Source organism: Curvibacter sp. Hmag1.1 (genome assembly GCF_059769165.1).
On record NZ_JBMBGX010000002.1, the window covers coordinates 1,899,157 to 1,914,021 of the forward strand.

Genomic DNA, 14,865 nt, shown 5'->3' on the forward strand with positions numbered 1-14,865 from the left:
GGCGCTGCCGCCGATCAGGCTTTGCCGGCCGCCAGACAATGCGCCACGATGGCATTGGCATGGCCGTGCCCCAGTCCGTGCTCGGCTTTGAGCCACGCCACAATTTCCATGTGCTTTTTGCCTTGCTGCTGTTGCACCAGCTCAAACCAGTGCGCCATGGGCTGGCCGTAGGTTTTCTCGATAGACGGGAAGTAAGACGCTGGGCCTTTGACTTTGTCGGGAGCAGGCATATCGGATTCCTCGAAGCGGGGTGCGTGGCCTTAACGATAGGGCAAACCGGCCACATCCGCATAGTTTGCCTTGAGTTGAAGGTCGTCCGCGCTATCGCTGTAAATGTTGGCGATGGCAAGGAATTGATCTTGAATGGCCAGGAAGGCATCCACCATGTCGGGATCGAAATGGCTCGCGCGTCCGCGGGCGATGATGTCTACGGCCTGCGGGTGCGGCATGGGCTCTTTGTACACACGGCGGCTGATGAGTGCGTCATACACATCGGCAACCGCCATCAGTCGGGCCGACACGGGAATGGCATCGCCCGCCAGGCCTTGCGGATAACCGCTACCGTCCCACTTCTCCTGGTGGCCGTACGCAATTTCCTTGGCCATGGTGAGGAAAGCCACTTCGGTACCCAGCTCCCGTTCGGCATGGGCAATGGCATCGCGGCCCAGGGTGGTGTGGGTTTTCATGACTTCAAACTCTTCAGGGGTGAGCTTGCCGGGCTTGAGCAGAATGCGGTCCGGAATACCCACCTTGCCGATGTCATGCAGGGGCGCAGATTTGTAGAGCATGGCAATCGTGGCCGGCGTGAGGTAGGTGCTGAATTTGGGATGCTCTGCCAACTTGCGCGCGAGGGATTGCACGTAATGCTGGGTGCGGCGGATGTGGTTGCCAGTGTCCGAGTCACGCGTTTCCGCCAGAGAAGCCATGGCCAGAATGGTTACATCCTGAATGGCAGATACCTCATGCGTGCGTTTGCTGACCTCAGACTCCAGAAACTCGTTCTGGTCACGCAGAAAATCTGCCGACGCTTTGACCGCCAACTGGTTGCGCACCCGGGCCAGCACAATGGGTGGGCTGATAGGTTTGGTGATGTAGTCCGCAGCGCCCAGTGACAAACCGAAGGCTTCATCCTCCGTCTGGGATTTGGCGGTCAGAAAGATCACCGGAATATGTCGCGCCTTGGGGTCTGCCTTGATGCGGCGGCACACCTCGTAGCCGTCCATGCCGGGCATCATGATGTCGAGCAGAATCAAATCCGGTGGGGCTTCGCCCGCCACGATCTTGAGCGCGCGCTCACCGTTGTTGGCGCCTTTGACTTTGTAATCATCCCGCAGCAGGGACTGCATGAGCAGCAGGTTCTCGGGGGTGTCATCCACCACCAGCACAGTGGGGCGGTATGGCAGCGCAGCGGGTTTATCTGACATGGGCGTTTCCTTCCATCGCGTCCCGCACGATAGCTGCAGCAGCCTCAAAGTCAAATTGGTGGATGCGGGCCTGAAGCTCATCGAACCGGGTGGCACAAGCCGCACGCAGCAAGACCTCGTTGTCTCTGACCAGCTCAATCACTTCCATATCGTCATCTTCGAGCAGGCTGCGCAGGCGTGTGCAAACATGGTGGAGTCTGACAGGATCCACCGCCTCATCCACCGGTTCGACGGGCCGTTCAAGCGCCAACGCGGCTTGCAAGGCCTTCCACTGCGGTACCAGTATCGATGCCAAGGCTTCCAGCGCGGCTTTCTGCGTTCCGGGGTTCTGACCTGATGCAGCCAGTTCCAGATCCGCCGCACGCTGCTGCACGCCGCCAAGCCCGATATTGCCTGCCACCGACTTGAGCGTATGGGCCAGTCGCTGTAGCTGCGCCGCGTCACCCCGGTCCAGCGCTTGTTGAAGCCGTGGAATGGCATCGCCCTGGCCCTGTACAAACTTGTGCAGCAAGGACAGGTACACCGCCCGTTTGCCCATGACGCGGCGCAGGCCGGCCCGTGTGTCCAGCCCCTCCACCACGGGCAGTTGCAGCGTGCTCTCTTCGTGGGTGGCGGCTGCAGGTGCTTGCCCGGCCAACGGTGCGGGCGTGCGCCCCGCCAGCCAATGCAACAAGCTGGCAAACAAGTGCTCCGGTTCAATGGGCTTGGCCAGATGGTCGTTCATGCCAGCCGCCAGGCACGCCTCGCGGTCCGACGCCATGGCGTTGGCCGTCATCGCGATGATGGGCAAGCCGGATAACGCCTCATCGCGCCGGATGGTGCGTGTGGCGGTCAAGCCGTCCATCACCGGCATTTGCATGTCCATCAGCACCAGATCGAACCGGCCCGCTTGCACCTGCTCCACCGCCTCTTGTCCGTTGTGGGCCACAGCAACCTCCACACCGACACCCTGTAACAACTCGGTCGCGACTTCCTGATTCAGTTCGTTGTCTTCCACCAGCAACACGCGGGCACCGCGCAAACGGGCAAGCCCCTCACCAGGGGGCATAGTACCAAAGGCCTGGACCGGTGCGGGTGCACCACTGAGCTCGCGGGCCACACTGTCAAACAGCATGGATGCACTGACCGGCTTGACCAGCACGGTTTGGATCCCGGCAGCCTCCGCGCTGCTCAACACCTCTTCACGCCCGTAACCAGTGACCAGTACCAGGCGTGGCGTCACCTCCAGCGGCAGAGCCTGCAGGCGCTGTGCCAACTCGACCCCGCTCATGCCGGGCATCTGCCAGTCCAGAAACACAATTTCAAAGGGCTGGCCCGCTTGCGCGGACTTGTAAACCGCATCCAATGCCGCGGGCCCTGCATCCACAGCCTCTGCGACCAGATTCAGGTCCTGCAACATGGTCTGCAAAAGCGTGCGGGCACTGTCGTTGTCGTCCACCACCAGCACCCGCTTTCCGTAGAGCTCGCTGCGCAGCACCCGGGCCCTGCCGGTACTGATGCCCTTTTGCAGCCGTGCCGTGAACCAGAAGGTACTGCCCTGGCCGAAGGTGCTGTCCACACCGACCTCGCCCTCCATCATCTGGGCCAACTGCCGCGAGATCGCCAACCCCAGACCGGTGCCACCGAACTTGCGGGTGGTAGAGGCATCAGCTTGCTGGAAACTCTGGAACAACACCGACTTCTGCTCTTCACTGATGCCGATGCCGGTGTCACGCACCGCAAAGTGCAGCACCACATGCGAGGTACTTTCCTCCTGCACCCGCACTCGTATGTCGATCTCGCCCCGCTCCGTGAACTTCACGGCGTTGTTGGCGTAGTTCACCAGAATCTGCCCCAGGCGCAAGGGGTCACCCACCAACTGCAGGGGTACTTGCTTGTCCACATCAAATACCAGCTCCAGCCCCTTGGAAGCGGCCTTGTCGCCGACCAACCCGGCCAGGTTGTCCAGCACTTTGTCCAGCTCGAATTCGATGTGCTCGATGCCCAGTTTGCCAGCCTCAATCTTCGAGTAATCGAGGATGTCGTTGATGATGCCCAGCAGGTGCTGACTGGATGACTGGATCTTGTTCAGGTAGCCGCGCTGCCGCTCGTTGAGCTCAGTTTTCTGAACCAGATACGACATGCCCATGATGGCGTTCATGGGCGTGCGGATTTCATGGCTCATATTGGCCAGGAAGCTGCTCTTGGCGCGGTTGGCTTCTTCCGCCTGCTGGTGGGCGTGTTCAATGGCCTGGCGCGCCTCGTACGACGGTGTGATGTCCTCCAGCACGCCCAGCACGGCGTTCCGGTGGTCCGGCGTAGCAAACACCCGGGCCGACACCCGCGCCCAAAACATCGTGCCGTCTTTGCGCACCATCTGCATCTCGGTGTTCTGAAGGCGACCGCCATCCTTCAATGCCTGCACATCCCGCCCCATGGCCTCATAGCTTTCCTCGCTCGGATACCAGCAACGGGTGGGCTGTCCCAGCAGCTCGCCGGGTGCATAGCCGAACAGCTCTTCCAAGTTGCGGTTGCACTGCACCACTACCCGGTTCACCATGAGCACAATGCCCACAGTGGCCATCTCAAAAATGGCGCGTTGCTCGGCGTGAGCGAGAGAGAGCTTTTGCTTTTCGTCGGATAGCGCCAGCATCGTGCTTTCCAGACGGGCGGTGCGCTGCGCCACCTGGTCTTCCAGGTTGGTGTTGAGGGTGCGGATTTCCTGTTCTGCGCGCAGGCGGTCTGTCACATCCCGCATGATGACGGTCAGCAGGTCCTGCCCGTCAAGCACCAAGTGGGAAATAGATGCCTCTGCCGGGAATTCCGTACTGTCTTTGCGCAAGCCGCGAACGACCGACTGCCCGCTCATGCGACGACGGGTCACGCCCGTCATGGCAAACGCCTCCATGTCACCGCCATGGTGGTGCCTGGTGTCATGGGGAATCAACATCTCGACGGACTTGCCGAGCACCTCTTCCAACTCGTACCCGAACAAATCCAGTGCCGCCCGGTTCATCACCACGATGCGGTGCAGACGGTCCACGGTAATGATGGCGTCCATGGCGGCATCGACGATGCCTTCCATACGCGCCTGGCTGGAAGCCACCTTCTGCTGGGCAGAGACCACACGCTGGAGCATGGCGTTAAAGCTGTGCGACAGGCGTTGAACCTCCCGCGGACCTTTTTCAAGTAGCGCCTCCCGGGGGCTTCCACCCAAGGTGAACTGCGCAGCAGCCTCTTCCAATTGGCGTATGGGCCGGATGACAAATCGTTTCAGGACGCTGGACAAGGCCACGATCAGCACGAGCGCAATGGCGAGCTGCGGCCACAGGCGGTTCTGCGCATGCCAGAGCACCAGATCAAAGTCCGGCTGAATGTCGTACTCCAGATAGATGGCGCCATGGCGGGAGCTGCGTAGCTCGGCATCGCCCACAGGCAGGTTGTACTGGGTGAGTACCGTGATCCGCGCGAGGGACTCCGAGACCTCGACATCCGGCAGGTTTCCCCAGGAAACGCGCTTGAAGCGGGCCATGTCAAAACCGGGGATGACCTTGCTCACGTGCTGGCCTGTCCAGCCCAGGCGATGCGCCAGCTCTACCTTGCCGTCTGCGTCAATCACCACCATGGCCACCACCGCACGGTCTGTGGACGCAACCGCGAGGTCGGCCGCCACCTGCTCACGCTGATTCGTCAGGCCCCGCTCTGCCGTACGGGCCATGTGCTCTGCGATCAGAATCGCGTCGTCCGTCTGATGCTCCATGACAGCGGCACGGTCATTCAAGATGCCGATGGAAAAGGACACCAGCAACATCGCTACCACCGCCAAGGCCAAGCCCAGGGGCAAGGCAAAGCGAAGGGAAAAGCGGTGGCCGGTCATGGGGCTCAGGCCGGGAGGTAACGGGTGTCCACCAGCTCATCCGGCCCGGACTGCTTGCGCAGCAGCCCGGCCTCAAACATCACGCGCTGGAGCTCCAGGGCCGTACGGTGAAAGTTGCCACCCTCTTCCAGGAGGCGCCGGTTTTCCGCTGCATCCGGAAGCTGCAGCCCCCTCAATGAGGCGGGCACTTCTTCAACAGGCGTTTGTAGTCGGGCCGCCATGTGGATAGAGGCCTGCGCCGGTTGGGCGAGAAAGAACTGCCGGGCTTCAAAATGGGCGGCAACAAGCGCCCGAATGGCATCTGCCTGGGTGTCAAGAACATCGGCACGCACCGCCAGCACATCGGTGATGCGTCCGGGAATGCGGGAGCTGTCAAAAATGCGTTGCGCGCCTTGGGCCTCGAGCTTGGTCGCCCAAGGCTCGGCCGTGACAATCGCGTCGACCTTGCCCGAGCTGAAAACCTTCAGGCTGCTGTCCAGGGTCATTGCCACCTTCTTGACTTCTTCCACACGCAGTTGCGCAGCGTGCAGCAGTGAGCTGAGCATGACGGCGCCCATGGCGCCCTCCTCGACCGCAATGCGCTTGCCGCCCAAGTTGTCCAGGGTGACACCACGGCGGGCCATGACCACATCGGCGCCTTGGGAAATGTCGATCACCATCACCACGCGCAAGTCCACGCCATCGGCGCGGGCACTCATCATCTCGTCAAGGGTCAGGGCTGCGCCCTCAAGTTGGCCGGCAGCCAGGGCGCGCAGGGTGTCCGTGTTGGCCAGCATCTCGATCAGGCGGACCTTTCGGCTGTCGATGAGGCCACGCTCCCGGGCCATGAACATCAATTCGTATCCAGGGAACACGATGGAGCCCACCCGCATCACCGGCACAGGCTTGCTACACGCCGGCAGCAAAGGTGCCAGCCCCAAAGCCATGCCACCGGCCAACCAGCGGCGGCGGCCGGGGCTGTGCAACATGGCGGAGTGCGACTCCAAGGTCTGGGGCAGCATCGCTTGGCATTCGTAAAGTAGATTCGAACTAGTGTACGTGAGGGTTTGTCGCGACTACAAGTGACCTGGATCAATTTCTGTACGATCCGCCAGCACCCCTATGAACGCACCCCTTGTACGCCGCCCAGTTTGCGCGCTTTGCCTGCGCCCGCAAGCCACCTGCCTGTGCCATTTGGTGGTGCCCACAGCGAGCGCTTGCGAGCTGCTGATCCTCCAGCACCCTCTGGAGGTGCACCATGCCAAAAACAGCGCACGCCTCCTGCATCTGAGCGTACCGGGCAGCCGCATCGTGGTGGGCGAGGTATTTGATGATGCTGCATTGCAGGCCTTGCTGCCCGGACCGCGCACCACCGTGCTGCTCTACCCCCCCACCGCGTATGAGGGGCATGCAGCACCCGCCTTGCTGGAACCCACGCAGCTGGTGCACTCCGGGACACTGCGATTGGTGGTGCTGGACGCCACCTGGCGCAAGAGCCGCAAGATGCTGCACTTGAGCCCGGGCCTGCAGCGCTTACCGCGTTTGGCCCTGGACGAGGTGCCGACCGGCCGCTACGTGATCCGCAAGGCCCATGCACCGGGCCAGCTTTCGACCCTGGAGGCCACCTGTGCGGCCTTGACGCAACTGGAGCGCAACACAGAACGCTGGCGACCGCTGCTGGCTGCTTTTGATGCGTTCGTGGCCAGGCAGATGAATTACATACAAAAATAGCTTCTGGCGCTCATGGAATGTGCGCGAGAAGCTATTAAATTTGTAGCATTCAGCCCTTGCGCACGAACTTGAAAATCAAAATCCAGAAAACCAGAATGAGCGACGCCACCGGAAACTGGAGTTCGGTCGGCATGAAGTAAATCACCATCACCCCGGGTATCCAGACGCACCACATGGCAATCAGCACCGGCAGGTACTGGTGCGCCAGAAAGTCGGCAGAGAACAGATGCCGCAGCGTCTTGAGGCTGAAACCGCCTTCGCGCCAGGCAAACAACGCGACGATGAGGTAGTTGGACACCGGCGAATACACAAATTGGTCAAACAGCATCTTTTTGACCAAGGTGATGGCATCGCTCTGCTCGCCGAACAGATGCACCTGCACGCCATACAGAATATCCACCGTCAGACCGATAGTTCCGAACACCAGCGCGGCATAGAGCACGTCCATGGTGGTCTTGCGCGTCCATTTCTGGCGACCGAGTGCCACGCTCAGCCCCTCGGGCACCAGCACGGCAAACACCACATACGACACGAACGCGAAGGTGAGGCCCCAGGCCTGTTTGACGTCGCCCCAACGGGCCAGACCCTGCTGAAACGAGGGTACGGTGGCATAAGCCAACAAGAGCACCGCCAAGCCGCACCAGAGCAGCACGCCCGGCAGCGCGTTGGCGCGGATGGCCGCGCGGACTTGTTGCAGAGCGGAAGGTGTAGACCGCGCCGTCATGCGGCGGCTGCGTCCGCCAGGGCCAGTTCGGCCATCTTCAGCGCGCCTTCAAAACTGCGTGCTCCGCCGATGAACAGGTTGAGGTGGCAGAACACGCTATCAAGCACGCCATTCACCGCAGCCAACTCGCCATCGCGCAATCCGGCCCAGCTCTTTGGCAAGTCCATGCGGGCAGTGAATGAGCCGGCTTCGACCGGCACGGTTTTGATCTGGTATTGATCGCCATCGGAGTCGGGATAGATAACGAACATCACTTCAGGCATCTCGTTCAGCACCACGTGCGTCCAGGGCATGCCACCTTCTTGCAGGTGCAGCACCCGGCCACCCAACAGGCGCGGCGCCTGGCGCACAGTGTCCATGGCGCGCAGCTGTGCCACCTTTTTGCTGATGGCATGGTCCAGGAACTTGCGGGTGATCGCGATCGCTTCGCGGAAGCGGGTTTCCAGAAGCTGGGCCTTGGCTGCGTGGTCCAGTCCCTTTTCTTCGAGCCAGTGGGTGTTGAGTTGCGCAATCAGGCTGGAGAGGCCGAAGATGCCGGGCGACACATCGCCCTGCCCGGTGTCCACGATGTCGAGGTACTGCACCAGCGAATGGTCGATGGAGCGCACCACTTCCGCCACGGCGGCTTCGTCCAAAGCATGGCCCTGGCCCTTGCACCAGGCTTGCACGTAGGCCGTGCCAAACGCAGACCACACCAGGCCCGCACTTGCATAGCCCACACCGGGCTCGATGGCACCGTCGACCTCGGTGGCTGGGCGGGCACCGTCAAAGCCACGCTGGTGGTGGTCAAAGCGGCCTTTCGCTGCATCCCACACGCCGCCCACATCGACCACGAAATCGGCCGTGTCTATCAACTCTTGTTTGCGGGTGCGGATCAGGCGGTGCGAGGGAAACACCCCCATCAAAATGCCCACGCCGAATACGTCGTCAGCATGGAAGGTGCCACTGTGGGTAGCGATCAGGGTAGTGGTGGTTTCAGTCATCCACCGATTTTAGGGACTTACCCTGATCGGCGTTGTAGCCAGCCCAAGCCCTCGTGCGTAGCGCCGGGCTCCACACCGCGCCGGGGGCGGTACTCGCAGCCCACCCAGCCATCCCACCTGCAGGCAGCAGACACTTCGTCAATCACATCCAGCAGATAAGGGTAGTTCAGCTCGCCTACATCCGGCTCATGGCGGCCCGGTACACCGGCGATCTGAAAGTGGCCGACGTTGCCGGTGGGCAGGTAGTGGCGGATTTTGGTGGCCACATCGCCTTCCATGATCTGGCAGTGGTAGAGGTCAAACTGCACTTTCAGGTTGGGCGCACCCACAGCCCGCACGATGGCATGGGCCTGGTCCTGACGCTGCAAGAAGTAGCCCGGAAAGTCGCGCGTGTTGATGGGCTCAATCAGCACCTGCTTGCCCGCTGCAGCCGCTTGGCCGGCAGCCCAAAGCAAGTTGCTGGTGTAGACAGCCTCCAGCTCCACCGGGTCTGCGCCCGGTGGCACCAGGCCGGCCAGCACATGGATGCGTGGGCAATCCAGAACCCGCGCGTACTCCAGTGCGCTGGCAAACCCCGTGCGGAACTCGGCCTCACGGCCCGGCAGGCAGGCTATGCCGCGTTCGCCTGCATCCCAGTCACCCGGCGGGGCGTTCATCAACACTTGTTGCAGGCCATGGGCTTGGAGCTGTGCCGCAATGTCCGCCGCCCCAAACGCATAAGGAAACAAAAACTCGACGCCCTTGAATCCGTCTTGCGCAGCGGCGCCAAAACGGTCCAGAAAGGGGTGCTCGTTGTAAAGCAGGGAAAGATTGGCGGCAAATCGGGGCATGGCGATGAAAGTGTACTGGTCCGCCCGCTGGCGCAAGGTCACATCAAGCGGCTAGGATGGCAGCCAGAACAACCTTTCCATTTACAAGGACAAAACCATGGAATTTTTGAGCGACCCGAATGTCTGGATTGCCTTTGCCATGCTGACCGCACTAGAAATCGTGCTGGGCATTGACAACATCATCTTCATCTCGATTCTGGTGGGACGCTTGCCGCCTGAGCTGCGCGACAAAGCACGTCGACTGGGTCTGGGCTTTGCGATGGTCTCGCGCCTGCTGCTCCTGTTTTCGCTCAGCTGGGTCATGGGCCTCACTGAAGACCTGTTCAGCGTGGCGGGCAAAGGCTTCAGCGGGCGCGATCTGGTGCTGCTGGCCGGGGGCCTGTTCCTGCTCTACAAGGCGTCACACGAGATTTTTGTGGAAGTGGAGGCGCGGGACGAGCATGCCCCGGCCGCCACGGAAGACGCCGTCATGAAGGCTGCGGGGGCCAAGCTGTTCTGGTCCATCATCGGGCAGATTGCCATCATCGACATCGTATTTTCGCTGGACTCGGTGATCACGGCAGTGGGCATGGTTGACCAGATCAGCGTGATGGTGGCGGCCGTAGTGGTGTCCGTCGGTGTGATGCTGGTGGCAGCCAAGCCTATCGGGGAATTTGTGGACCGCCATCCATCTGTGAAAGTGCTGGCGCTGGCATTTCTGGTGATGGTGGGCATGGCGCTCACCGCAGAGGCGTTTGACCAGGAAATCCCCAAGGGATACATCTACGCGGCCATGGCGTTCTCGCTGGCGGTGGAAGCCTTGAACATCCGGGCCCGCGCCAAGCGCAAGGCCCAGAAGAGTTCTTAAACCTCGACCTGCGCGTTCTCCGGCGTCACTATGGGGCCGGTGCCGCTGAAGCGCTCCAGCATCAGGTAGAGCACCGGCGTGATGAAGAGGGTGATGGCCTGCGAGAAGATCAGGCCACCCACCACCGCCAGGCCCAGCGGCTGACGCAGCTCGGCGCCCGCACCCAGGCCCAAGGCAATCGGCAGGGCACCCATCAAGGCCGCCAGCGTGGTCATCATGATGGGACGGAAACGCAAGATACAAGCCTCGCGAATGGCCTCTGCCGGCGTCATGCCTTGGTGGCGCTGGGCATCGAGTGCGAAGTCGATCATCATGATCGCGTTCTTCTTCACGATACCGATCAGCAACACCAGGCCGATGGTGGCAATCAGCGTCAAATCCTGATCGAAAATCATCAGGGTCGCCAAGGCACCCGTAGCCGCAGAAGGCAGGCCCACCAGAATCGTGATGGGGTGGATATAGCTCTCGTACAGCACGCCCAGCAACACATAAATCACCAGCAAGGCCGCAATAACCAGAATCGCCTGGCTGCCCTGTGAGTTTTTGAACACCGCGGCGTCACCGCCGTACGTGCTGATGATGGACACCGGCATCTGGATGGCTTCACGCGCCGCATCGATCTTGGCCGTGGCATCGCCCAACGCCGCACCGGGAGCGAGGTTGAAGGAGACCGTCACTGCCTGCAGCTGACCCACATGGTTGATGGAGGTCGGCCCCACGGCGCGCTCCACTGTGGTGAAGCTGCTCATGGGCACCAAGCTGCCATTGCTGGAGCGCACATAAATGCTGTTGAGGGCCGCTTCGTCCTGCTTGGCCTCGGGCGCCACTTCCATGATGACCTGGTAGCTGTCAGTCGGCAGGTAAATGGTGGAGACCTGGCGTTCGCCGAAGGCGCTGAACAGGGCGGTGCGGATGCTGTCCACAGACACGCCCAGGGAGTTGGCACGGTCGCGGTCGATCTTGAGCTGGGCCTGCAGGCCGCGCAATTGCGAATCGCTGGTTACGTCACGGAACATCGGGTCGGCACGCAACTTTTCCTGCAGCTTCTGGGCCCAGGTGCTGAGCTCGTCGGCCTTGATGCTTTGCAGGATGTACTGGTACTGCGCCTTGCTCTGACGTCCGCCGAGCTGCAAGTTCTGGGTGGGCCGCATGAACACGTTGATACCGGCCACGCCGCGCAACTTCTTGCGCAGGCCTTCCACCACCTTCTTCATGGGTTCACGCTCGCCTTGAGGCTTCAAGGTCACAAACATGCGTCCACTGTTTTGGGCCCCATTGCCCCCGTTGAAGGAGCTGACCACCGCGACGTTCGGGTCCTTGCGGATGATCTCGGCGGCACGCTCCTGCAAAGCCACCATGGCAGGGAAGGACGTGTCTTCAGCCGCTTCCGTGGTCACTTGAATCTGGCCGATGTCTTCTTCCGGGAAGAAGCCTTTGGGGATCACTTGCAACAGCCACGCAGTAGCCACAAAAGTGGAGATCGCCACGCCCAGAATCACATAGCGGTGCGCCAGCGCCAGGTCCAGCATGCGGGTGTAACCCGCCAGAGTGGCGTTGAAGGCACGCTCAAAACTACGAACCACCACACCCGGTGGCTTCATGTGGGCTTCGTCTTTCAGGAAGCGGCTGGCCAGCATGGGCACCAAGGTCAAAGACACAAAGGCCGATACCACGATGGACAAGGCCACCACCACCGCAAACTCGTGGAACAAGAGGCCGATCACGCCGGGCATGAAGAAAATGGGGATAAACACCGCAATCAACGACACCGAAATCGAGATGATGGTGAAACCCACTTCGCGTGCACCTCGCAAAGCGGCCTGGAAGGAGTTCTCCCCGTTTTCGACGTGGCGGATGATGTTTTCCAGCACCACGATGGCATCGTCCACCACCAATCCCACGGCCAGCGTCAGGCCCAAGAGAGAAATGTTGTCCAGGCTGTAGTTCAGGCCCCAGAGCAAGGCCACTGCACCGATCAGCGAGACGGGCAGCGACAAGGTCGGGATCACGGTCGCCACAAAGCGGCGCAGGAACAGGAAGATCACCAACACCACCAAGGCGATGGTGCCGATGAGCGTGAGGGTCACATCGTGCAGTGCCTCGCGCACCGACAGAGAACGGTCGTTGACCGGCGTCATCTTCACGGACGCTGGCATCTGGCTTTGCAGGCCAGGCAGGGCGGCGCGGATGGAGTCCACCACGCGCACGGTGTTCGCACCGGGCTGGCGCTGTACCGCCAGAGTGATGGACGGCTCGCCATTCAGGGTGGCCCAGCTCTTGAGCGTTTCCAGGCTGTCTTCCACATTGGCGACATCCCGCAAGCGCACCGGGTTGCCGCCTTTGGTGCTCACGATGAGGTCCGCGAACTCCGCCGCGCTGCGCAACTGCTTGTTGGCTTGCAGCACCAGGGTCTGCTTGGGGCCTTCGAGCGTACCCACAGGGGTGTTGACGTTGGCCGCCTTTAGTGCGGCGCTGATTTCATCAAGGCCGATGTTGCGCACAGCCAGGGCATCGGGCTTGACGCGCACGCGCACCGCATAACGCTTGGCACCGAACACGTTGACCTGGGCCACACCATCCACGGTGGACAGGGTGGGCACGATCAAGTGCTCTGCATAGTCCTGCAACTCGGCGGGCGAGAGCGAGGGGGATTGCAGAGCCACCAGCAGCACCGGCGCATCCGCAGGGTTCACCTTGCGGTACGAAGGCGGGTTGGTCATGTCGCTGGGCAGGGAACGCTGAGCGCGCAACAAGGCGGCCTGCACGTCCACCGCAGCGGCGTCAATGTTTCGGGACTCTTCAAACTCCAAGGTCAGCGATGTGCTGCCCAGCGTGCTGGTGGAGCTGATGGTCTTCAGTCCGGGCACGGTCTGGAATTGCTTCTCCAGCGGCAAGGCTACCGACGTGGCCATGGTTTCCGGGCTGGCACCCGGCAAGGCGGCCGACACGTTGATCACCGGCGTGTCGTAGCTGGGCAGGGCCGATACGGGAATGCTGCGGAAACCGATCACCCCGGCCATCACAATGGCCAGGTTCAGCAGCACCGTCATCACCGGACGGCGGATAAAGTGTTCGGAAATACTCATGGCTTCACGGGCGCTGCTGCATCACTGGAAGCGGGCTTGGGCTCCCCGGCCTTTGCCTCGCCGTCTTTGGGCTTGTCTTTGCCGCCATCAGCGCCACCCTTGGCATCCTTGCCGTCTTTGCTTTCCTTGGCACGCTCCACCACAGGCACGTTGGGGCGCAGGTTCTGCTTGCCTTCCTGCACCACCGAGTCGCCGGGCTTGATGCCGGTGACCGCGGCTTCACCCGCTTCGGAGTACACCAGCTTGATAGGCTTGAGCACGGCCTTGCCGTCTTCCACGACGTAGACGATGGTACCGCGTGCGCCTTGGACGATGGCAGCCAGCGGAATGACCACCGCATCGGAAATGGTGGTGACGGTCTGCTGCACTTCTGCAAAGGCACCGGGCCAGAGCTTGTTGTCCTTGTTGGGGAACACGGCCTTGGCCTTCACAGCACCCGAACTGGCATCCACCGCGCTGTCTACAAACTGCAGCTTGCCTTTGAAAGTTCCGCCGCCATCGGCCAGCGTGGCCTTCACGGATGCACCGTCTTTCAAGGCCACCAAGGCATCACTGAGGTTGCGCTGTGGAATGCTGAACTGGATACCCACCGGGTCCAACTGGGTGATGGTGACCAGGCTGGTCACGTTGGCTTGCACGGCACTGCCCACGAACACATTGACGGCACCGGCACGCCCGGAGGCAGGCGCCACGATGCGGGAGTAGGACAAAGCCACCTTGGCGGCATCCAGCGCGGCTTGGTCGGCGTTGACCGTGGCGTTCACGCTGTCCACCAGCGCTTGCGCCGTATCTACCGAGCCTTGGGAAATGAAATTCTGGGCAAACAACTGCTTGGCACGCTCAAACTGGCGCTTGGCATCCGCCAGCGACACGTTGTCTTTGGCCAGCTGCGCGGCGGCCTTGGCCACATTGGCTTCGTCAGTCCGTGCATCCAGCGTGAACAGCAACTGGCCGGCCTTGATGAACTGGCCTTCCTTGAAATGCACCGCCTTGATGGTGCTGCTGACTTGGGTGCGCACATCCACCACATTCAGGGGCACCACGGTGCCGGTGGCTTTGAGTGTGACGTTCAGGTCTTTCTTTTGCGCCTTCACAGTGGACACCGAGGCAGGTCCGCCGGCCGGAGCACTGGCAGCGCCGCTGGCCGGTGTAGCCGCGGGAGTGGCGGCACCCGAAGCGGCAGCAGCCGGCGCGGTATCCGTTTTGCCGGAGCAACCCAGCATGAATAAGGGCAAGGCTGAACAAGCCAGCACGACTTTGGCGCGGTAAAGGTTCATGGGCGGAGCAACGACAGGTGGCAATAATGGGAAGAAAGCAGCACAAACGCGTGCGTTTGGCCCTCATTTTTAATGATAGGCCGCACAGGCGTGAATTGACTGCGTCAATCCCGACTGCCGTGCAAAGC

11 protein-coding genes are annotated in these 14,865 nt (G+C 61.5%); 2 read left to right on the forward strand and 9 right to left on the reverse strand.

The window, feature by feature from the left end; genetic code table 11:
• Nucleotides 1–14: 14 nt before the first annotated feature.
• The 4 genes from ACOAP0_RS09570 to ACOAP0_RS09585 are packed head-to-tail and all read right to left on the reverse strand — an operon-like array spanning nucleotide 15 to nucleotide 6,281.
• Nucleotides 15–230: a DUF4287 domain-containing protein gene (locus ACOAP0_RS09570; RefSeq protein ID WP_498376195.1), complete on the reverse strand. Its 216-nt coding sequence runs from the start codon at nucleotides 228–230 to the stop codon at nucleotides 15–17.
• A 30-nt stretch (nucleotides 231–260) separates the two neighbouring features.
• Nucleotides 261–1,424, reverse strand: a complete 1,164-nt coding sequence (locus tag ACOAP0_RS09575) for a response regulator (protein WP_498376196.1) — start codon at nucleotides 1,422–1,424, stop codon at nucleotides 261–263.
• Nucleotides 1,414–5,280, reverse strand: a complete 3,867-nt coding sequence (locus tag ACOAP0_RS09580) for a hybrid sensor histidine kinase/response regulator (protein ID WP_498376197.1) — start codon at nucleotides 5,278–5,280, stop codon at nucleotides 1,414–1,416. The genes ACOAP0_RS09575 and ACOAP0_RS09580 overlap by 11 nt, the downstream gene beginning before the upstream one ends.
• Nucleotides 5,281–5,285: 5 nt before the next feature.
• Nucleotides 5,286–6,281 carry an ABC transporter substrate-binding protein gene (locus ACOAP0_RS09585; RefSeq protein ID WP_498376198.1) on the reverse strand — a complete coding sequence of 332 codons (996 nt, stop codon included), beginning with the start codon at nucleotides 6,279–6,281 and terminating at the stop codon, nucleotides 5,286–5,288.
• Nucleotides 6,282–6,381: 100 nt separating this feature from the next.
• Between ACOAP0_RS09585 and ACOAP0_RS09590 the strand changes: the two genes are divergently transcribed.
• Complete coding sequence (locus ACOAP0_RS09590) at nucleotides 6,382–6,990, forward strand: tRNA-uridine aminocarboxypropyltransferase (protein ID WP_498376199.1); 609 nt, start codon at nucleotides 6,382–6,384, stop codon at nucleotides 6,988–6,990.
• A 49-nt stretch (nucleotides 6,991–7,039) separates the two neighbouring features.
• Here the strand turns inward: ACOAP0_RS09590 and ACOAP0_RS09595 are convergent, their stop codons facing one another.
• The 3 genes from ACOAP0_RS09595 to otnI are packed head-to-tail and all read right to left on the reverse strand — an operon-like array spanning nucleotide 7,040 to nucleotide 9,527.
• The gene (locus ACOAP0_RS09595) at nucleotides 7,040–7,714 is read right to left on the reverse strand and encodes an Mpv17/PMP22 family protein (protein WP_498376200.1); all 675 of its coding nucleotides are present in this window, start codon (nucleotides 7,712–7,714) and stop codon (nucleotides 7,040–7,042) included.
• Entirely contained in the window at nucleotides 7,711–8,697 is a 987-nt protein-coding gene (locus tag ACOAP0_RS09600; RefSeq protein ID WP_498376201.1) for an MYG1 family protein, read from the reverse strand. Before ACOAP0_RS09600 ends, ACOAP0_RS09595 begins: the two co-directional genes overlap by 4 nt.
• 17 nt (nucleotides 8,698–8,714) lie before the next feature.
• A complete protein-coding gene (gene otnI / locus ACOAP0_RS09605) occupies nucleotides 8,715–9,527 on the reverse strand; it encodes a 2-oxo-tetronate isomerase (RefSeq protein WP_498377768.1) in 813 nt (270 codons plus the stop codon).
• Between the two features lie 97 nt (nucleotides 9,528–9,624).
• Here otnI and ACOAP0_RS09610 point away from each other — a divergent pair, with 97 nt between their 5' ends.
• On the forward strand, nucleotides 9,625–10,374 hold the full coding sequence (locus ACOAP0_RS09610; protein ID WP_087495618.1) for a TerC family protein: 750 nt from the start codon (nucleotides 9,625–9,627) through the stop codon (nucleotides 10,372–10,374).
• On the opposite strand, the gene ACOAP0_RS09615 is transcribed toward ACOAP0_RS09610, so the two are convergent.
• Nucleotides 10,371–13,460: an efflux RND transporter permease subunit gene (locus ACOAP0_RS09615; protein WP_498376203.1), complete on the reverse strand. Its 3,090-nt coding sequence runs from the start codon at nucleotides 13,458–13,460 to the stop codon at nucleotides 10,371–10,373. The two genes, ACOAP0_RS09610 and ACOAP0_RS09615, sit on opposite strands and share 4 nt — an antisense overlap.
• Nucleotides 13,457–14,737, reverse strand: a complete 1,281-nt coding sequence (locus tag ACOAP0_RS09620; protein WP_087495620.1) for an efflux RND transporter periplasmic adaptor subunit — start codon at nucleotides 14,735–14,737, stop codon at nucleotides 13,457–13,459. Before ACOAP0_RS09620 ends, ACOAP0_RS09615 begins: the two co-directional genes overlap by 4 nt.
• Nucleotides 14,738–14,865: the final 128 nt, after the last annotated feature.

Coding starts and splice junctions, on each gene's coding strand:
- ACOAP0_RS09570 (WP_498376195.1), bottom strand. CDS start 230: ATGCCTGCTCCCGACAAAGTCAAAGGCCCAGCGTCTTACTTCCCGTCT.
- ACOAP0_RS09575 (WP_498376196.1), bottom strand. CDS start 1,424: ATGTCAGATAAACCCGCTGCGCTGCCATACCGCCCCACTGTGCTGGTG.
- ACOAP0_RS09580 (WP_498376197.1), bottom strand. CDS start 5,280: ATGACCGGCCACCGCTTTTCCCTTCGCTTTGCCTTGCCCCTGGGCTTG.
- ACOAP0_RS09585 (WP_498376198.1), bottom strand. CDS start 6,281: ATGCTGCCCCAGACCTTGGAGTCGCACTCCGCCATGTTGCACAGCCCC.
- ACOAP0_RS09590 (WP_498376199.1), top strand. CDS start 6,382: ATGAACGCACCCCTTGTACGCCGCCCAGTTTGCGCGCTTTGCCTGCGC.
- ACOAP0_RS09595 (WP_498376200.1), bottom strand. CDS start 7,714: ATGACGGCGCGGTCTACACCTTCCGCTCTGCAACAAGTCCGCGCGGCC.
- ACOAP0_RS09600 (WP_498376201.1), bottom strand. CDS start 8,697: ATGACTGAAACCACCACTACCCTGATCGCTACCCACAGTGGCACCTTC.
- otnI (WP_498377768.1), bottom strand. CDS start 9,527: ATGCCCCGATTTGCCGCCAATCTTTCCCTGCTTTACAACGAGCACCCC.
- ACOAP0_RS09610 (WP_087495618.1), top strand. CDS start 9,625: ATGGAATTTTTGAGCGACCCGAATGTCTGGATTGCCTTTGCCATGCTG.
- ACOAP0_RS09615 (WP_498376203.1), bottom strand. CDS start 13,460: ATGAGTATTTCCGAACACTTTATCCGCCGTCCGGTGATGACGGTGCTG.
- ACOAP0_RS09620 (WP_087495620.1), bottom strand. CDS start 14,737: ATGAACCTTTACCGCGCCAAAGTCGTGCTGGCTTGTTCAGCCTTGCCC.